This is a genomic window from Bacillus sp. XF8 (assembly GCF_017498755.1).
Lineage (GTDB): Bacteria > Bacillota > Bacilli > Bacillales > Bacillaceae_G > Bacillus_A > Bacillus_A bingmayongensis.
In genome coordinates this window covers 49713-69211 of the sequence record NZ_JAGDQK010000018.1, presented here as the reverse complement: position 1 = coordinate 69211, position 19499 = coordinate 49713, and the positions used below count along the sequence as shown (strand labels likewise).

The following is a 19499-nucleotide window of genomic DNA, read 5'->3' as shown; positions in this document are numbered from 1 at the left end:
CTCTTTGTATCTGTCAACACTGATAAAAAAGAGGAAAAGGAGAGATTCATGATGATGGGTGCATTGAAAAATCATCGCGATGAGCTTGTATCAGTTTCTGTAGAAGAGTTAGTTCCACAAGATCATTTTCTTCGTGCAATTGAAGTCACTATTAATTTCGATTTTATTGAAGAGAAGTTACGTCCTTATTACTGCGAGAATAACGGTCGTCCCAATAGAGTAAACCCTATTGATACAAGAGTTAAATCTTGAGAACAAAGGCTTCATGATGTCTCATATAACTTATTTCAAATACCTTAACGTTGTTAAAACAGTAAGTTTATATTGAGCGATGGGCTTAACGTTGTAAATCCGCATTTTCCTGACGCTACCCCATTTATAAAAAATAAAACTAAGTTCATGGCTTTTTATAATTTATAAAACTGATCATTAAATATTTATAGGGGTCCCACCCCATGGCCATCAAACTAAGAAAACGAGTCACCCTAATATTTAAAAGTTTACATTCAAAAGAAAAAGCACTCTAATGAGTACCTTTCTTCGACTTGAGCCACTTTACTTTTAATAATATGAACGTTGGACTCCCATCCACTTACTATTTCACTATATTTATCTATATTGTTTATTAGGGAAATGAGAATAATACTTTTGTATAACGTCTTGAAGGAAATATATTTTTCTTCCATTTGCATGACCCTTTTAATATAAATAACAATTTTTAGTATAAATTCACTCATTGAGTTTCCACATCTAATAAGATAATATGGGCAAGATATTATTGTTATAAAGGCTATTTAAAGCTACAAAGTGAATAAGTAATAATGCTAAATATTTTAAAGGAGGATATGTAATGAGTAATAAAAACAAAAATACTACAAATTCTAAATCCATTAAGGTTGATTTTGATTATATGAGATCCGCTATTACCGAAGAACACTCTCTTTTAAATGGTGAGGAACTTCTGAAGAGAGATGACAGTAATGTAGAAGTTGCATACAGATATGATCAATTAGGAAGGGTTATATCAGAAACTAGTAGTCCTGGAATCGAATTTGAAGCATCAAGAAGATACCCACACAATCTCAGTGAAGAACAAATAGACGATATATGATGCTGATCTAAAAAATTGAAATAAAGCAATTCGAAAGCTCGTAGAGAAAGGATTAAGTCGCAAATAACGGCTTGCCTTTTTATTTCAATTAAAAACCCACAAATCCAATTTAAATCTTTTATGACTCTCCGAATTCAATTTCACATCATCCAATACCTATCGCGTTACTAACCTAATAAAAATAGCAATACAAACAAATCTGAGAAGTCATTTTTTGATACGAACAATATTTTTTGAAATATATTCCTGAAAATAACAAAAGAGCTGGAATTCTTCTTTCCAGCTCACTTATTAATTGATTCTGTATTTGTACATGTAACAAAATGTTAATCAATTATTTTCATCAAACTCATTATTAATTGTAATTTTTATCGGATTTTTTTCATCAAATCCATTTTCAACGGCATATGTTATAGTTTGTGTACCTGGTCTAGATGTATCTATAGTAGAAGATAACACTGTAACTCTGCTTGATACATCATTATTAATTTCCTTTGATTCTATATTTGAGTTCGATGGGTCTCTTTTTGTATCTTTCATAATTCTTGTCCTCCTTATTTGTTGTTTGAAAAAGAATAATTATTTAGCATATAAAAAACCCTTCATATTTTAAGCATACAAAGCCACTTTAATACGTTCTATATTACTCTCTTGATTATTATCTAAAAGGGGTACCGCCACATTTCCATCAAGTTAAGAAATTTGTTGTTCCCCAAAACAATAAAAATAAATTACAACTTAAAAGAAAATTGAATATCTTTTTTACATTTTAGAAAAGATTGCGAAGATTTCTACTTAAAGAGGCGCAATATTTCAATAAGTATTCTGATGGTAATGTGTTAGAATAGTTATTAGGAATGAGTCTAACTAATTAGAAAATGTGTAGTAATGAAAAGAGAAAATAGTTTGAAACGAGGAAATTATATGAATAAAACCAAAAAGCACAAGCCCAATAAACTAAAAATCGGTTTACGAGCATTAATGATTATTATTGGGGCATTTATAACAGCATATGGACTAGAAGCGGTATTAATCCCAAACAACGTATCAGATGGTGGTGTGACGGGTTTAAGTATCGTTAGCTCACAACTATTTGGCTTACCATTAGGGCTTCTAATTGCAGTCATTAACATCCCTTTCGTTTGGTTAGGGTATAAGCAAATTGGTAAAAATTTCGCTATTTATTCAGTTATCGGTATTGCTTCACTAGCAATCGGTACTATCCTTATGCACCAAGTGCCAACTATTATTGAAGGTGATACATTATTAGTTACCGTTGTTGGCGGGATTATCATCGGTTTTGGTATGGGGTTAGCATTGCGTAATGGTGGAGCATTAGATGGAATTGATATGTTAGCCGTATTACTTTCTCGAAAATTACCTTTTGGGACGAGTGACCTCATCTTATTTTTAAACATGTTTGTCTTTATTGTTGTCTCAACAGTATTTGGTCTTCAAGGGGCTATTCTTTCAGCAATTGCTTACTTTATTGCTTCTAAAGTAATTCACATCGTTGAGGTAGGTTTAAGTGGTTCTAAAACATTTAAAATTATCACAAAGGAACCTGAATTAATGGTAGAGACAATTCGAGATCGCTTAGGTCGAAGTGCAACGTATAATGAAGTTTACGGCGGTTATTCAAATGAACAATTTAAAGAAATCACTTGTGTCATTAACCGTTTAGAAGAAAGTAAAATGAAAGAAATCATTCATGAAATTGATGGAAATGCCTTTGTTACGGTATATGACGTAGCAGAAGTAAAAGGCGGTAATTTCAAAAAACATGATATTCATTAATTACAACCCAGAAAATTTTAATATAGTTTCACCAAAAATCACCTTTTTAGTTTTACACATATGAGACGATAAAAGAGCCAATTTCCTTAGCGTACAGGAAATCGGCTTTTTCTATGTGAAAAATCGCTTAGCGTACGAAATTCTTGCTTTGTTGGCGCTACCTCTATAAAGTGAAACTTCCATCAGTGAGGATTCATCATCTCCCACCTATCTTCCTCGCTTCTCTTTGAATCTTGAGACGTGTTTCTTACTACTCACAAATAGTGGGATAAACATAGAAAAGGGAAGAATCTTTCTTTATATAAGTCCCTTTCTTTTTTAATCCCATTTATTTTGCTGGCACGCTTAACAAGTGATATCCATTATGACCAACTTCTTTCGCACAATCATGTAGTGTATACCTTATATCTTCACGAGTATCTTTTATTATCCTTTTACAAGTATCAAAGTAAATCCTTTTATCTTTACTTATAAATATATTATGAGAACTATCTAACGTATAGCTAATTTCTTTTCCATCGTATTTTAGTGTTTGAAAGATCGGATCTCCTTCGTGTGTATAATTCACAATGCATATTTGATCTATTTCACCTTTTTCAACATTCGTGACGAATTCCTCGAATTTATGTAAGTTAGAAACTTTATATCCTTTTGCAATCACATCATTATTCTCATCAATTTTACTGTCGGGGTGTGAACATGCTACTAAACTGCCAATACAAAATAGAAAACACAATGAAGCAATTCCTTTTTTCATATTCAATCCTCTTCAGCTCGTTTTAGCTTTATACTATCATTCAACACGAAATCAGCCCGAAAAAAATTCAAATAAACTTATAAATATAAAAGGTAGAATTTTCTAAAAAATAATTATTTACAAAGTTATTTTTTCACATTAGAATACAAACTACAAGGATTCGACATTATACGACAAAACGGTCCTAATGTTCAGAAAATTATAATAACTAGAAGGTGAGGAATCTCTATGAATCTATTTCGTAAAAAATCGATTTCGGCATTGTTAGCACAATCCGAGCAGAAAGGAGCCGCTTTAAAGAAAGAACTCGGTGCATTTGATCTAACAATGTTAGGTGTGGGCGCGATTATTGGAACCGGGATTTTTGTTCTTACCGGTGTTGTCGCGGCAGAGCATGCAGGACCAGCACTTATTATATCGTTTATTTTATCCGGTTTAGCCTGTATCTTTGCGGCACTATGCTATTCTGAATTCGCTTCAACTGTACCGGTTTCAGGTAGTGCGTATACTTATAGCTACGCGACATTTGGAGAGTTAATTGCTTGGATTTTAGGATGGGATTTAATCTTAGAATACGGATTAGCTTCATCGGCTGTTGCATCAGGCTGGTCGGGTTATTTCCAAGGACTATTGAGTGGATTCGGGATTACATTACCTACAGCTCTAACAAGCGCATATAATCCTGAAGCAGGAACATACGTAGACTTACCGGCAATCTGTATCATTTTTCTAATGACATTGTTATTAACAAGGGGAGCAAAAAAATCAGCTCGTTTCAATGCCATTATGGTAGCTATAAAACTCTTTGTCATCCTTCTATTTATCGGCGTTGGTGCTTTCTATGTAAAGCCTGAAAACTGGACACCATTTATGCCGTTTGGCTTCTCTGGCGTAACAGCTGGAGCGGCAACTGTATTCTTTGCTTATATTGGATTTGATGCTGTATCAACAGCCGCTGAGGAAGTAAAAAATCCACAGCGTAACATGCCAATCGGCATTATTGCTTCTTTAACAATCTGTACTATTTTATATATTGTCGTTTCATTAATATTAACTGGAATCGTTCCATACGACCAATTAGGTGTAAAAAACCCTGTTGCCTTTGCACTACAATACATTCAACAAGATTGGGTCGCTGGTTTCATTTCTTTAGGAGCAATTGCTGGAATTACAACTGTATTACTCGTTATGCTATATGGACAAACACGTTTATTTTACGCAATCAGCCGCGATGGTTTACTACCAAAAGCACTCTCTCGCGTAAATAAAAAAACAAAAACACCTGTTATCAATAGTTGGGTCACTGCAACTATGGTTGCTTTCTTTGCTGGTTTTGTTCCTTTAAACAAACTAGCAGAATTAACAAATATCGGTACATTGTTCGCATTCATAGTAGTATCAATTGGAGTAATTATCTTACGCAAAAAACACCCACAACTACCTCGTGCTTTTAAAGTGCCATTGGTACCATGGATTCCCGCTTTAGCTGTTCTATTCTGTGGATACCTGGCATTGCAATTACCGGTAACAACGTGGATTGGCTTTGCTGTATGGCTTGTAATTGGACTTGTTGTCTATTTCAGCTATGGTTACAAAAATAGTACTCTTCAAAAAGAAAAAACAGAAGACGTTGCATAGAAAAAAGCTGTTGTCCAATTAGGACGACAGCTTTTTTTCTTTTTTAGGAAAAATGACATATGAAAATGTAATTACCGTATCAATTAAAAACACAATGCCCCATACTTGGCTCACACGACTTGCCGCCTCATTTAAAACAATGCCCTTTTCAGGCCAATCTCCCCACTGTTCAATCGGCACGAGCCCATACATGAAGAAAAATACAATATGAACAACAGTAAATAAAATGAGATGTAGGCTCCATTGTCCGATTTCTTGCTTCGTATAAGCCCATCCCGTTAATTCTAATGGAGCTTCTATATTAGGAATGGGCTCATTTCGCCATTTGGCAACAAGTTTTTGCACGTGTATATCCAATTTCTTTAAATCTTTTTTTCCATAAAAGAGTGCATATAGCAATATCACTATCGTAATAATTTGAAAGTTAGAAAACTTACCAGTTTCATAATAATCAATAACACCTAATACTAAAATAAAGACTTCATTTAAAAGCAGTACAATCCCTGCAATGAAGCTCGCTTTTCGCAATCGAAATCCGTAGCGAAGTAAAAAGAAACCAATGGCTGTTACCCAAAACACAATTTCTGCACCGATTAAGAAATACCAACGATACTCTGCAAGTATACTCATTTCCCGCGCTCCCTCTCATCATATATACGAAAAGCCTCATCCATATACGCTAGAAGCTCCTCTTCAATTGGATACATACTCATCTTCTGTGAATCCTCTTTCGATTTTCGAACTTCCCATAATTTATCTAGAAACGCTTCATCACCATTTGCCATCTCCATACATTTCGCCATTAACCTTTTTGTAGCCTCTTGCACGTCATCATGAGATGCATCCTTTTCTTCTTTCATAAAGCTGCGTAACTGTTTTAACAAATCCACCCATTCTCGAACATTCGCATCTTCCTCACTCATATTTGGCAAATTGTGAAGAAGCTTTCGTTCCTCATCTGAAAATATCTTTTGCTGAAACATTTCACGTATGCGAGGAGATTGTTGTGAAAGCTGAATCAGCTCGAACATGATTTTCCAATCTAGCTCTCCTTCAATTTCTGCTGAATACACAACAGCCTGTAAAATTCGTTCCATCCGGTTGAACTTTTTCTGTTCTTCTTGTACAAACTTAAGCTGTTTTTCCAAAGTTTCCTTTAAGCTGAATTCATCTGTTACTAACATATTCGTAATCTCTTTTAATGAGAAACCCATTTCTTTTAAAAATAAAATTTGCTGCAAACGAATGACATCTGCTTCGCTATATAAACGGTGTCCACCTTCTGTTTTTCCGCTTGGTTTCAGCAAGTTGATTTGATCATAATAACGAAGTGTTCTCACTGTAACACCCGTTTCCTTTGTAAGTTCTTGAATCGAAATCATTTCCATCCCCCTTTCTCCTTTATTATAAAAGATGACGTAACGTAACTTTCAAGCATTTTTGTAAAAAAATGCAAAAAAGCTGATTACATGAATTAACCAGCTTTTACGGAAATAATATTTTTTGAATTGTACGTCCACATGTCAAAACAATCACACCAACTAAAACGCTTGTTGCCGTTTTGTGATAGTGCGCTGATACTAGTAAATAATACGATAACCCAATAACTCCAATAACAACAAGTACACTCGGCACTGGATTGTGAACAAAATTTTGCATACCCCATATAAATGCAAATAACGCTGCAATCACACATAAAACCGCTAATCCCATTCTGTTTTCCCCTTTATTTATCTATTTGCAATCTTTATGCTCTCTTCTCCCCCTTATTCCAACGTAAATATTTCCTCCACACTCATCCCAAAATACTTTGCAATCTTTAGCGACAATTCCAGACTCGGATTGTAATGATGATTTTCAATTGCCACAATTGTCTGCCTCGTTACTTGCATCGCTTTCGCCATTTCAATTTGTGTAATATTACTTTGTTTTCTTAGTTCTTTAATCCTGTTTTTCACACCCATAGGCTCCACCTTCAAAAGTAAAGATATCTTTACTTGAATTGTAAATATTTCCCAGTTGAAAGTAAAGATATCTTTACAAAACAAAAAGGAGACATATTAACTATGTCTCCTTTTGTTACCTTACATAAAACCTAACGCATATACAAGAATATAACCAAGAACCGAAAGGCAAACAGATCCTACTAATCCTGCGACAAATGCTTTACTTCCTAATTTACGGAACGTCGTAAACTCTACATTTAAACCAAGCCCCGCCATTGCCATCGCAATGAGCATATAAGCAATGATTACGATATACCCTGCGACCACCTCAGGTATAACACCTAATGAATGAAATGCACTCATTGCCAAGAATCCTAAAATAAACCACGGAATCGGAATATCACGCCAAGAGCCCTTTTGCCCATTTCCCTCACTACGCTTAAACCATAAACCAATTAAAATCGCCACTGGTACAAGCATGGCAACGCGCGTTAATTTTACAATAACCGCAATATCAACAGAAGCGCTTCCGCCTGGCGCCGCCGCGGCGATGACGTGTGCAATTTCATGCAGTGTCGCTCCAGAAAATACACCGTAACCGTAAGGAGATAGGCCAAGAACCGGATATAATAAAGTATAGATCAGTGTGAAAATTGTACCTAGAATTGCAATAATTGCGGCACCGACCGCCGTTTCATCGTCCTTCGCTTTCACTTGTGGCGCAATTGCCACCACTGCGGCCGCGCCGCAAATCGCTGTCCCGCACGCTGTTAAAATTCCGAGCTTCTTCTCTACTTTAAAAACGCGTGTTAATGCGTATACAACAACAAGTGTAAATGCAATAACAACCGCGGCAATAACCAACACTTTTGGCCCAGCCTTTGCGATATCAACAAGATTCAAACGCATTCCCAGCAAAATGATTCCGAACCGAAGTAACTTCTTACTAGCAAAATTCGTTCCCGCGATTGCTTCATGAGGCACACTAATTGTCGCTCTCCAAATCATCCCAATTAGAATAGCAATAACTAATTGTCCCATAATATTTAAAAATGGAAGCGCTGCTAAATATTTCGCGGCAATCGCAATCAACAACGTAATCCCAATCCCCTGCGAAAATCCGAGACGCTTCTTCTTTTGTATAACAAGTGTTTGTTCCACTTTGGACCACTCCAATAATCGTATTGGAACATGCATGTTCTTTATATTTACATTATAGAAGAGTTTTAATGATAAGTTTAATACCAATATACAATCTCAATCATCAACAAAACTTATGATAGAATAAAACGAAAAGCACAAGCGGCTATCCCACAGTCGCAACAAAAAACAAAGGAGCGAATACAATGAACGTCGACATTTTAAAAATATTCGTGACTGTCGTAGAACAAAAACATTTCTCTCGTGCGGCTGAACTATTAAACCTTTCACAACCAGGCGTCAGCATGCATATTCGTAATTTAGAAAATGAATTTGGCACTACGCTCATTCAGCGTTCTCCAAAGCATGTGCAAGTAACCGAAGCTGGTAACATTTTATACATACATGCAAAGCAAATGCTATCACTTTATGAAGAAGCTAAACAAGAGATTAATGAATTACACAACGTTGTCACAGGAACACTGCGCATCGGGGCTAGCTTTACAATTGGCGAGTACTTACTGCCCAAAATATTAGCACGCTACGCCAATGAAAATCCGCACGTAGAAGTGCATACCTTCATCTCCAATACAGAAGAAGTCCTTCAAAGCATTCGCTCGAATCAAATTGACATTGGTTTAGTAGAAGGGCAAGTCGTATACACCGATATTGATGTAGAAACCTTTATGGAAGATGAAATGAAACTTGTCGTTCCACCAAAACATCCCCTCCTTAGCGTATGTACAATAAACGAGGATTCGCTACAAAACCAAGTATGGGTACTCAGAGAAACTGGATCCGGAACCCGCGCCTACAGCGATCGCTTTATCCACCATCACCACCTAAAGATGAAGCGCTTCTTTACATTTAGTAGTATACAAAGTGTCAAAGAAGCTGTCGCTGCTGGTCTTGGCATTGCTATCCTTTCAGATTGGACCGTACGAAAAGAACTACAAGCAGGAGAAATCTTTCACATTAAAGTTCCAAATGAAAAGCTTACCCGCCCCTTCTCCATCGTTCGTGGTAAATACTTTATCCCTTCAAAAGCCATTCAAGTCTTTTTAGATCATGTTCAATTATTTGCGAAAAAACAGAATTGACCTTCACACTAATGTGAAGGTTTACAATATATATACGAAAGGAGTGAAATGCAATGCGCATTGGAGAATTATCAAAGCTAAAAGCATTACCGCTCATCGCACAATTTCAATACATCTTTGACTTTGTCGGCTCTTCATTTGAAGGCTATATTATTGGTGACGCCAATGCACCGGATGAAATTTCAAACGATAAAGAAGCATTAGCGAAAGTCAAACTATACAATGAACGGTTTCAAAAATAATAGCCTTGAATTGAAACAAATTCATACTTGTAAGGAAGTACTCTAATGTCTTCCCTATATATCGACGAGGCCGCTGGAATTTCCCAAGAAATATCGATGATCTGACACAAGATATCGGCGTTTCTACAACATTCGGCCTCCGTAAACATCAAAAAAAGCCGTGCACGAAGCACGGCTTTTTTGACGCTTTATACACGGACAGCTGTACCGCTGACCGCAACCATTAACATTCCTTCGCGAACTACTTCATAATCCACGTCAATGCCTACAATTGCATTCGCACCTTTTTGCTTCGCAAGAGATTTCATCTCTTCCATCGCAATGTCGCGTGCTTCTTTTAATTTACTTTCATATGCACCAGAACGACCACCGACAACGTCACGAACAGAAGCGAATAAATCGCGGACGATATTTGCACCCATAATTGCTTCTCCGTTTACGATATCAATATACTCGATAATTTCTTTCCCTTGAATAACAGAAGTTGTTGTTACGATCATCTTTTACAGCCTCCTATATATGTATCTTTTTGTTACCTACCTATATGGTACGCTAATTCTTTTTAAATTTACATATACAAGGACTTTTTATTTGTGACAGCAACCGTAACTATTTGCCTTATTTCATTCTTAAGAACTAAACTGTGCTTCGTATAACCTGCTATATCCTCCGCCTTGTTCGATTAATTCTTCATGTGAACCTTGTTCTGCAATACCGTCCTTATTTACAACGACGATCCGATCTGCATTTTTAATTGTTGCAAGTCTATGAGCGATTACTAATGTTGTGCGGCCAACCGATAATTCAGCAAGTGATTTCTGAATCGCCAGTTCCGTTTCTGTATCAAGCGCAGAAGTTGCTTCATCTAAGATTAATATTGGTGGGTTTTTCAGGAACATACGAGCAATTGCTAGACGTTGTTTTTGTCCTCCTGAAAGTTTCACGCCTCGCTCACCGATGACTGTATCTAATCCGTCTGGTTGCGAGTAAATCAAATCTTCTAACTGTGCACGTTTGACCGCTTTCCAAATTTCAGCCTCTGAAGCTTGTAAATCTCCGTAAGCGATATTCTCTCGGATTGTTCCAGAGAATAAGAATACATCTTGCTGCACAATTCCAATTTGCTTACGAAGTGATGATAGTGTCATGTCCTTTGTATCAATACCATCGATTGTGATAGAACCATCTGCAAGCTCATAGAAACGTGGCAATAAGCTACATAATGTTGTTTTCCCAGCACCCGATGGTCCAACAAAAGCAACCGTTTCTCCCGCATGGATTTTCAAATCAATATTTTTTAAGATCGGCTCTTGTTTGTCATATCCGAAAGTGATGTTCTTATATTCAATATCACCATGTACATGTTGTACTTCGATTGCATCCTTAAAATCTACAATATCAGGTTCTGTTTCAAGAAGTTCTACATATCTTTTAAAACCTGCAATCCCTTTTGGATAGCTTTCAATCACCGCATTAATCTTTTCAATTGGACGGAAGAAAATATTCGTTAATAATACGAAACCAATAAATCCGCCATATGTTAATTCTTCTTGCAATACAAACCAAGTCCCACATATTAAGACAAACAATGTCACAAGACGCATCAGCATATAACTAATCGATGAATTTAAAGCCATGATTTTATACGCCATCAGCTTTGTCGTACGAAAACGAGCATTATTTACTGCAAATTGCTCTTTCTCAAACTTTTCGTTTCCGAATGCTTGGACAACACGAATTCCGCCAACATTATTTTCAATACACGCATTAAAATCAGCTACATCTGAGAATAAACGTCTAAACGTCCCTGTCATCTTACGATTGAAATAAAGTGCTAACCAAAGTAAGAATGGAATAACTAAGAACGTAAGAAGTGCTAACTTCCAGTTAATGATCATCATAAATGAAAAGGCCCCAATTAAAGTCATAATCGCAATAAATAAGTCCTCTGGTCCATGATGGGCAATTTCACCAATTTCCATTAAATCATTTGTAAGACGTGAAATTAAATGACCTGTCTTGTTATTATCAAAAAATCGAAATGATAGCTTTTGAATATGATCAAATAACTTTTGACGCATATCTGTTTCAATATTAACACCAAGCATATGGCCCCAATATGTAACAACATATTGCAGTCCTGCGTTTAACACATAGATTGCTAATAGACCTATACAAGCCCATAAAATAAGTGCCCAATCTTGTCCTGGCAATAATTTATCAATAAACTGATTCACAATAAGCGGAAACCCAAGTTCGAGTAACCCCGCAATTACAGCACAGGAAAAATCGAGCACAAATAAGCCTTTATATGGCTTATAGTAAGAAAAAAATCGACGCAGCATAAAGTTCCTCCTTCATTCAAAATAAAAGAACTTTGCATAATAACAAAGTCCTAACAATTGATAAATATTATCAATTACATCATAACAACGTTCACGTTATCTGTCCACGATACTGCTCTTTAAGCAAACAGCTAGTTATTCGATCAGTGAAGTACTCTTACCTACGAATAGCTAAATAAAATAACAAAAAACGCACAGACTCTATACGAGTGCTGTACGCTTTTTGTTATTTACACTATGCTTGTTTAGAATTACTTGTTTGAAATACAATATATTTACTTGCAAAATAATTCATCACAATGACAATACCATTTGCAATAATTTTAGCGATTAAATCATTCCAACCTAACCATTCAATTAAAACAATCATACTCACAATATCAATCACATATGAAAGTCCACGGAAGAATGTAAAAGATGTAAATTCTTTTATTATAGAAATTGCACCTTTTTGTTTGCTATTAAAAACATATAATTTATTCGTGATAAAAGCAAAGATGACAGAAACAATCCAAGCAATTGTTGTTGCCATTTTATAATCCATTTGAAAAGCCTTTGTAAGAAAAGCATAACATCCAATATTAACAAGTGTAGTAAGAACACCAAAAACAAGATAGTTAATCAGTTCTTTTTTCTTCATAACTTATACTCCTCTTTTTTGGAATACTACTCGCTCTACTTCATTCTGTACTTTTTCATTATTATATTCATTCACAAAGTATAAAGGACGCTTTTTCGTCTCATTGAAAATTCTTCCTAAATATTCTCCAATGATTCCTAATGAAATTAACTGAATACCACCTAAAAACAGGATAGCTGTCATAAGTGATGGATACCCTTGAACAGATTCACCAAATACTAATGTTTTCGTAATGATCCAAATCATATAAATGAATGCAAACACCGAAATCACACAACCAAAAAATGCAGATATTCTTAAAGGTGCTGTTGTAAATGAAGTAATTCCTTCTATTGCTAAATCAAATAACTTTAAATAATTCCACTTTGTTTCTCCAGCCGCTCTTGGGTCTCGATCAAACAAAATCTCTTTTTTCTGATACCCAATCCAGCTAAACATTCCTTTTGTATATCTTTGTGTCTCACGTAATTGTTTTAAAGCTTCAACGCATCTTCTATCTAACAACCTAAAATCTCCGGTATTTTTTTGAATTTGAATTTTAGTTGTTTTTTGTAGGATTTTATAAAATGTATTGGCAGTCCACTTTTTAAACCATGTTTCTCCTGATCGACTACGACGTCTTGCAAAAACATCGTCATAACCCTCTTCCCAATATTTAATCATTTCTGGGATTAATTCAGGAGGGTCTTGCAAATCTGCATCAAGAATAATAACCGCATCACCTTGTGCATAATCTAAACCTGCAATCATAGCAGTTTCCTTACCGAAGTTTCTAGATAAATCTACATAAGAAATACGCTCATCAAATGCGCGTAAAGATTTAATAATCTGTACTGTATTGTCACGACTTCCGTCATTGACAAATAAAATCTCAAATTCATAATTTGGAATTGAGTTCATCACTTTATTTAATCTATTATAAAGCTGGTCAAGCACTTCTTGTTCATTATAAGCAGGAACGAGAATTGTTATCTTTTTCATACCTTTTCTCCTTTCTAAAAACCTTACTTATTAAACCATCATTACTTTCCACAACCTATACATTATAACAAATTCTGGTCTATCATTGTTATCCTTTTTCATTCTTGTTATATTTCGATTACATTTATTATTCAGTATTCAATAAGGCATTTATTTTCTTCTATACCTACATTCCAAAAAAAAACACCCCCTTTCTTTTATCTGCGTAACAACAGATAAAAATAGGGGATGCTTTTCTAATATCTATTTAAATCGCTTCCGTATCCCAATGATGTTCCTGCTGAACAAACACAATTCCTAATTCATGATGTCCCCCTGCGTACAGTGCATTCTGAACGAGACGAAGCTCACCTTTTGTATCCAGTACTTCTAATTTGCAAAATGCCCCTGTCGTCTTAGACTGCAATGCTTTATAAAACTCTTCTGTACTCCTCGGAATCACACCATTTACTTTCGTAATTACCTCTCCAGGCTTCAAATTCATTTCTGCACCGACTGTATTCGGAATTGTACCTAACACAACCATTCCATCATCGCGCGCTGCAAAGTACGCCGGACGCGTTTCATCAGCTATCCGTTCTCTGATCGCAATAGTAAAACGACCAAGCATTGCAACTCCCATCGCAATAATTGCTAAAACAGACCACCAATAACTGACTACACCTAAAATAAGAACAAGAGCCGCTAATCCAAATATGCGTCTTCCTGTAAATAATAATGCTGTCGTCGGCTCCTCACTTCTAATTGTTCGCATAAAACCAAGTAAAAACGGAACAAGGAATAAGGAGTACGTTTGTGAACCAACAGAAACGACTGGCCACCACGAAACAAATTGTGTAACAGCATCTCCCGGCACAAGAATAAAAATCGGAACGAGCCATAAACGCTTTGATTCATGCAATCCAATATTCAAACCGCGCTTCCCTTTGCGCATTTTTGGCGTTGAATATCGCACTGCATTTTTCGAAATTAATAATCCTTCTACTACTAACATTAAGCCAAGTAAAACTGCAAGTGATGCAATTGTACTTTCTTCTCCTTCTCCAAACTGTAAGAAAGAGATTGGAAGTTTAGAAGATAATAAAGCTGCTACAATCGCTATCCCAAATGTGTAAGCGGCAGATAAATATCTATACCCAGCAGCTAGTCCAAATACTAGTGTCCAGATTAAAATCATCCATATACTCGCTTGCGACAGAACTAGTCCGACTCCAACTGTTATGATAGATACAATGAATCCATATCCAACTCCTGCAAATAGGGATGTTCGTAATTCAAACAAAACATCATATACTTTAAAAGAAAAATCTTTTCGTTCTCGTAATATACGTAAGTATCCAACAAAAATGCTACTTATCAAAAATACATAGACAGCAGGGTGTAAGAAAAAACGCCCAACTGCTCGCATTATCTCAAAAGACCACGCCTCCACGAACCGATTCACCACCATTTATATAATCATTTCTTTTTATCTTATCACAACTAAACAAACGTTTGTTTAACACGTACAAAAAAAATACAGGCATGTTACTGCCTGTATTTCTTATTATTTCGCCATTAATTTTAATGCAGCCTGTAATTGTAGATCATTTTCACCAGAGCGAATCTTTTCAATAATTTTATTTTGAATCGCTTCAGCTGTCTTTTTATCAAGCTGACCTGTTACTTCCATTTCATTTGCATTTTGAAATGCTTTTAGCGCTGATTCAGTTTCCTTACTGAAGTATCCATCTTCACGTCCAGGTACATATCCCAAACTTTTCAGCATTTCTTGTGCATGCTTCACTTGTACATCATTTGCATTATAAGAAAGTGTTTTCTCAATTTGAATTGGCGTTGCATGATAGTAATCTGGTTGCTTCACTTCCACTGTTGGAGCAATTCCTTTCTTATGAATCCAATTGCCATCCGGTGTAAGCCATTTAAACATTGTCAGTTTAATATTGCTGCCATCTTTAAACGGAACGGCTTGCTGCACAGTGCCTTTTCCAAATGTTTTTTCACCAACTAAATCATATCCTTCTCCTTCTTTTAATGCACCTGCTAAAATTTCTGAGGCCGAGGCACTTCCTTTATCAATTAATACGGAAATCGGATATGGTTTTCTCTCTTTTAATGTAGTTGAGAATTTCTTTTTCTCACCATTTCGTTGTTCAACTTGCATCATTGGCTTTTTGTCTGTCATGATTAATTCTAAAATATCTTGTACGCTATTTAAGTAACCTCCTGGATTACCACGTACATCAATGACAAGGCCTGTTATATCTTTCTTTTCAAGTTCTTTTAATTGATCTTTAAATTCTTTCGCTGTATTTTCAGAGAAAGATGTAATTTGTATATAACCAATATTTTTCCCTTTCTCTTCCTTTACAGAACTAAATACAGTGAAAATCGGAATCTTTTCACGTTTAATTTTAAATTCGATTGGATCCGTTACACCAGGTCGTTTTATTTCAATTGCAACGGTCGTTCCTTTCTTACCACGAATCTTTAAAACTGCTTCTTCACGCGATAAATCTTTTACACTGTTTCCATCTACTGATAAAATTTGATCATTTGGCTTAATGCCTACTTTTTCTGCTGGTGATCCTTTAATTGGAGAGACAATGATCAGTTTTCCATCCGTTTTGTTCACCTCAGCACCAATACCTTCGAGCTCCGGATCAAGCGATTGTTCAAATTGCTTCGCCGTTTCTTTATCCATATACGTGGAATAAGGGTCCTTCAGCGTAGACAACATTCCTTGTATCGCACCCTCAACAAGCTTGCCGTCCTTCACGTCTTCCACATAACGCGAATCAATCAATGCATACGCTTCATTAATTTTAGCTAAATCCCCTTGCTTCGTGCCGGTACTATCATTTGAAATTGTTTGCGCCATATACGATGGATTGATTCCAAACATATACATACCTGCAAACATTCCGCCAGCACCAATTAAAAATGCAACAACCATTCCAATAATCGCAACTCTACGTTTCAATGCGGAATTCCCCTTTCCAAAACACACAGGTGGTGTAACAAAAGGCATCACACATTGTGCGATGCCTTTACCTATTTCTACTATATGATAAGCTTGTACGAATTATGTTTGCAACTTTTTATACTTTTAAGAAGCGACGAATTGACATTACACTTCCCCACATACCGATTAATGCACCGATTAATACTAATAAACCGGACAATTGGAATACAAACGGGCTATATGGAAGAAGCTCGAAAATCGTTCCACCAAGCTTCTGATTAAACATATCTTGAAGTGAATTATAAATAGATAAAATCACGATAATTGGGAGAATCGAACCGAGTACACCCAAGAATAAACCTTCTAATAAGAACGGCCAACGAATAAACCAGTTTGTCGCTCCAACAAGTTTCATAATTTCAATCTCTGTGCTTCGCGCATAAATTGTAATTTTGATTGTATTAGAGATTAAGAACATTGCTGTGAATAAAAGACCAGCAATTAACACAATCCCAATATTACGACCTGTTTTAACTGTATCAAATAATTTTTCAACTTGGCCTTTACCATATTGAACTGTACTTACAAACTGCATTTTTTCAACTTTTTTCGCAATTGTCGCTGTATCTGTTGGTTCTTTCGCTTTTACAATAAATACGTTTTTAAGTGGGTTATCTTGCTCAAATAACTCAAACGTTTTTCCGCTGTCACCTAAACTTTTAATCAAACGTTTTAACTCTTCTTCTTTAGAAGAATATTTAACAGACTCTACTTTTGCAATTTTGCTAAGATCTTCTTCCAATTTCTTTTGATCCTCTTCTTTCGCTGCTGGATCAATGTGTACACGAATTTCTACATCTTGCTCCACTTTCGTTGCGAAGTGGTTCATATTCATAATCGCTGTTAAAAAGACACCTACAAGTAATAATGTAACTGTTACTGCACTTACAGAAGCAAACGTCATCCATCCGTTACGGGATAGATTTTTTACACCTTCTCGTAAATGTCGACTAAGGGTTTTAGTCTTCATATCCGTATCCTCCCTCAATCTCATCTCGAACAATTTTTCCGCCTTCAATCGCAATTACACGATGACGAATTGTATTTACGATATCTGCATTATGTGTTGCCATAACAATCGTTGTACCACGTTCATTAATGCGTTTAAAAATACTCATAATATCAAGCGCTGTCTCAATATCTAAGTTCCCTGTCGGCTCATCGGCAATTACAACTTTTGGCTTGTTTACAATCGCCCTTGCAATCGCTACACGCTGTTGCTCCCCACCAGAAAGTTCAGTTGGAAGTGCATCTGCACGATCTTCAAGACCTACAAGACCTAATACTTCAGTAACACGCTCACGAATTGCATCAGGTTCTTCTTCAATTACTTCTAAAGCAAACGCTACATTCTCATATACCGTTAATTTAGGTAGCAATTTAAAGTCTTGGAAAATTACGCCTAACTGACGACGAAAATATGGTACATCTCGCTCTGCTAACGTTTCAATTATAAGTCCATTCACATTGATAGATCCTGTTGTTGGCTTTTCTTCACGATACATCATCTTAATAAATGTAGATTTTCCGGCTCCACTCGGTCCAACTACGTATACAAATTCACCCTGCTTAATGTTAACTGTGAGCCCATCGATGGCTTTCATACCATTTGGGTACTCCTTATAAACATTCGTCATTTTTATCATTATTTATCACCCAATACTTAATGATTTTTTTCGACATACTTTCTCTGTCTATCTGAACATGAAAGCAAAAGCTTTCACTCTTACTTACACTCTGTTGTACTACAAATCTATAGATGTATTTCTGTTGTTTCAAAGAACAGTGAGAACATTTCCAGCCTATCACTGCTGCTTATGTACATGTTTCAGCAAAATTCTACAAACTACATTGTAACATCATTCGGTTTCCAATTCGGATACAATTTTGTTACAGTTATGTTACAGCATAAAAAGAAACACGAAAAAGCAGCTATCTAGAACTCTCTTTCATCAATGAAAGGTTCATCTCTATAATCTCTAACTACTATATACTAATCTATAATACTTTATAGATATTTTCTATTAAAATATAAATCATCTTATAATCTAGCTTTTCATAAAATGAATCAAAAAACCCTTTCGCACAAGAAAGTACAAATCACTTTCTGTGCGAAAGAACCTTAGTCAACGAGGCTAAACAATCGGCTTCGCTTCTTCCTGCGAAGCAAACTACGCCTCTTCGTCTGAAGCTCCATCCCCCTCACATTCTGAATGAGCCGCTTCCGCTTTTCTTTTGTCTAGCTCCAGCGGCTAGAATGCTCGGTGGCTTCGCTTCTTCCTACGAGGCAAACTACGCCTCTTCGTCTGAAGCTCCATCCCCCTCACATTCTGAATGAGCCGCTTCCGCTTTTCTTACTTATGTTCTGCTAACCATTCTGATACTTTTTTGGCATCCTCACCTTGGATAAGTCCTGGTGCCATTGTACCGCGACCTTTTTTGATAATATCTTCAATATCCGCCGCGTCGTATTTACCGCCTACTTTTCGTAAATCAGGTCCAGTTGCACCAGATAAATCGTTAGCATGACAACCTGCACAACTTTTTTTGAAAATTTGCTCTGCACTATCTGTACTTGCAGATTGATCAGAAGACTTGCTTTCTTCTTTCTTTCCGCATGCTCCTACAGTAAGAGCTAATGATGTTCCTAATGCAATAGCCAACAATTTCTTTTTCACTTATATCGCTCCCCATTGTTGATATCCTTCTTATTATCGATATAGCTATACTTTCACACAGCTCTCACTTGCCATTATAATAATTATCCCCTTATAGAA

At 36.0% G+C, this 19499-nt stretch carries 20 protein-coding genes and 2 pseudogenes; 6 read left to right on the top strand and 16 right to left on the bottom strand.

Annotated elements, in window-relative coordinates:
- Positions 1 to 51 precede the first annotated feature (51 nt).
- Positions 52 to 231: pseudogene (locus J4P91_RS11515) on the top strand (transposase); the annotation flags it as partial.
- Between the two features lie 619 nt (positions 232 to 850).
- Complete coding sequence (locus J4P91_RS11510) at positions 851 to 1111, top strand: hypothetical protein (RefSeq protein ID WP_207994237.1); 261 nt, start codon at positions 851 to 853, stop codon at positions 1109 to 1111.
- Positions 1112 to 1441: 330 nt separating this feature from the next.
- On the opposite strand, the gene J4P91_RS11505 is transcribed toward J4P91_RS11510, so the two are convergent.
- Positions 1442 to 1651 carry a DUF5011/hyalin repeat domain-containing protein gene (locus tag J4P91_RS11505; protein ID WP_207994236.1) on the bottom strand — a complete coding sequence of 70 codons (210 nt, stop codon included), beginning with the start codon at positions 1649 to 1651 and terminating at the stop codon, positions 1442 to 1444.
- A gap of 384 nt (positions 1652 to 2035) precedes the next feature.
- Between J4P91_RS11505 and J4P91_RS11500 the strand changes: the two genes are divergently transcribed.
- Entirely contained in the window at positions 2036 to 2908 is an 873-nt protein-coding gene (locus tag J4P91_RS11500; protein WP_207994235.1) for a YitT family protein, read from the top strand.
- A 328-nt stretch (positions 2909 to 3236) separates the two neighbouring features.
- On the opposite strand, the gene J4P91_RS11495 is transcribed toward J4P91_RS11500, so the two are convergent.
- Complete coding sequence (locus J4P91_RS11495) at positions 3237 to 3665, bottom strand: DUF4362 domain-containing protein (protein WP_207994234.1); 429 nt, start codon at positions 3663 to 3665, stop codon at positions 3237 to 3239.
- Positions 3666 to 3893: 228 nt separating this feature from the next.
- Between J4P91_RS11495 and bcaP the strand changes: the two genes are divergently transcribed.
- Positions 3894 to 5303 carry a branched-chain amino acid transporter BcaP gene (gene bcaP, locus J4P91_RS11490; RefSeq protein ID WP_017153401.1) on the top strand — a complete coding sequence of 470 codons (1410 nt, stop codon included), beginning with the start codon at positions 3894 to 3896 and terminating at the stop codon, positions 5301 to 5303.
- An 18-nt stretch (positions 5304 to 5321) separates the two neighbouring features.
- Here the strand turns inward: bcaP and J4P91_RS11485 are convergent, their stop codons facing one another.
- From J4P91_RS11485 to J4P91_RS11465, 5 genes are all read right to left on the bottom strand, one after another.
- Entirely contained in the window at positions 5322 to 5933 is a 612-nt protein-coding gene (locus tag J4P91_RS11485) for a hypothetical protein (protein ID WP_207994233.1), read from the bottom strand.
- Positions 5930 to 6691, bottom strand: a complete 762-nt coding sequence (locus J4P91_RS11480) for a MerR family transcriptional regulator (protein WP_207994232.1) — start codon at positions 6689 to 6691, stop codon at positions 5930 to 5932. The genes J4P91_RS11485 and J4P91_RS11480 overlap by 4 nt, the downstream gene beginning before the upstream one ends.
- 97 nt (positions 6692 to 6788) lie before the next feature.
- Positions 6789 to 7016 carry a hypothetical protein gene (locus tag J4P91_RS11475; protein WP_207994231.1) on the bottom strand — a complete coding sequence of 76 codons (228 nt, stop codon included), beginning with the start codon at positions 7014 to 7016 and terminating at the stop codon, positions 6789 to 6791.
- 53 nt (positions 7017 to 7069) lie between these two features.
- Positions 7070 to 7267: a helix-turn-helix transcriptional regulator gene (locus tag J4P91_RS11470; protein ID WP_017153405.1), complete on the bottom strand. Its 198-nt coding sequence runs from the start codon at positions 7265 to 7267 to the stop codon at positions 7070 to 7072.
- Positions 7268 to 7387: 120 nt separating this feature from the next.
- On the bottom strand, positions 7388 to 8410 hold the full coding sequence (locus J4P91_RS11465; RefSeq protein WP_207994230.1) for a YeiH family protein: 1023 nt from the start codon (positions 8408 to 8410) through the stop codon (positions 7388 to 7390).
- 185 nt (positions 8411 to 8595) lie between these two features.
- Here J4P91_RS11465 and J4P91_RS11460 point away from each other — a divergent pair, with 185 nt between their 5' ends.
- Both J4P91_RS11460 and J4P91_RS11455 read left to right on the top strand, forming a co-directional pair.
- Positions 8596 to 9489, top strand: a complete 894-nt coding sequence (locus tag J4P91_RS11460) for a LysR family transcriptional regulator (RefSeq protein ID WP_207994229.1) — start codon at positions 8596 to 8598, stop codon at positions 9487 to 9489.
- Positions 9490 to 9551: 62 nt separating this feature from the next.
- Positions 9552 to 9731, top strand: a pseudogene (locus tag J4P91_RS11455) (flavodoxin family protein); the annotation flags it as partial.
- Positions 9732 to 9919: 188 nt separating this feature from the next.
- On the opposite strand, the gene J4P91_RS11450 reads toward J4P91_RS11455, so the two are convergent.
- The 9 genes from J4P91_RS11450 to cccB all read right to left on the bottom strand — a co-directional run bounded on the left by J4P91_RS11450 (position 9920) and on the right by cccB (position 19400).
- Positions 9920 to 10231 carry a heavy metal-binding domain-containing protein gene (locus tag J4P91_RS11450; protein WP_017153410.1) on the bottom strand — a complete coding sequence of 104 codons (312 nt, stop codon included), beginning with the start codon at positions 10229 to 10231 and terminating at the stop codon, positions 9920 to 9922.
- Between the two features lie 129 nt (positions 10232 to 10360).
- Positions 10361 to 12076, bottom strand: coding sequence for an ABC transporter ATP-binding protein (locus J4P91_RS11445; RefSeq protein ID WP_207994228.1), 1716 nt, complete (start codon positions 12074 to 12076; stop codon positions 10361 to 10363).
- Positions 12077 to 12311: 235 nt separating this feature from the next.
- Positions 12312 to 12716: a GtrA family protein gene (locus J4P91_RS11440; RefSeq protein ID WP_017153412.1), complete on the bottom strand. Its 405-nt coding sequence runs from the start codon at positions 12714 to 12716 to the stop codon at positions 12312 to 12314.
- A gap of 3 nt (positions 12717 to 12719) precedes the next feature.
- Positions 12720 to 13697 (bottom strand): glycosyltransferase family 2 protein, encoded by a 978-nt coding sequence (locus J4P91_RS11435; RefSeq protein WP_207994227.1) that lies wholly within the window; start codon positions 13695 to 13697, stop codon positions 12720 to 12722.
- A 247-nt stretch (positions 13698 to 13944) separates the two neighbouring features.
- Positions 13945 to 15147: a PDZ domain-containing protein gene (locus J4P91_RS11430; RefSeq protein ID WP_207994226.1), complete on the bottom strand. Its 1203-nt coding sequence runs from the start codon at positions 15145 to 15147 to the stop codon at positions 13945 to 13947.
- 96 nt (positions 15148 to 15243) lie between these two features.
- Positions 15244 to 16680 carry a S41 family peptidase gene (locus J4P91_RS11425; protein ID WP_483862145.1) on the bottom strand — a complete coding sequence of 479 codons (1437 nt, stop codon included), beginning with the start codon at positions 16678 to 16680 and terminating at the stop codon, positions 15244 to 15246.
- Between the two features lie 118 nt (positions 16681 to 16798).
- Complete coding sequence (gene ftsX / locus J4P91_RS11420; RefSeq protein ID WP_207994225.1) at positions 16799 to 17692, bottom strand: permease-like cell division protein FtsX; 894 nt, start codon at positions 17690 to 17692, stop codon at positions 16799 to 16801.
- Positions 17682 to 18368: a cell division ATP-binding protein FtsE gene (gene ftsE / locus J4P91_RS11415; protein WP_207994224.1), complete on the bottom strand. Its 687-nt coding sequence runs from the start codon at positions 18366 to 18368 to the stop codon at positions 17682 to 17684. Before ftsE ends, ftsX begins: the two co-directional genes overlap by 11 nt.
- Before the next feature lie 708 nt (positions 18369 to 19076).
- Complete coding sequence (cccB, locus tag J4P91_RS11410; RefSeq protein ID WP_017153418.1) at positions 19077 to 19400, bottom strand: cytochrome c551; 324 nt, start codon at positions 19398 to 19400, stop codon at positions 19077 to 19079.
- Positions 19401 to 19499 lie beyond the last annotated feature (99 nt).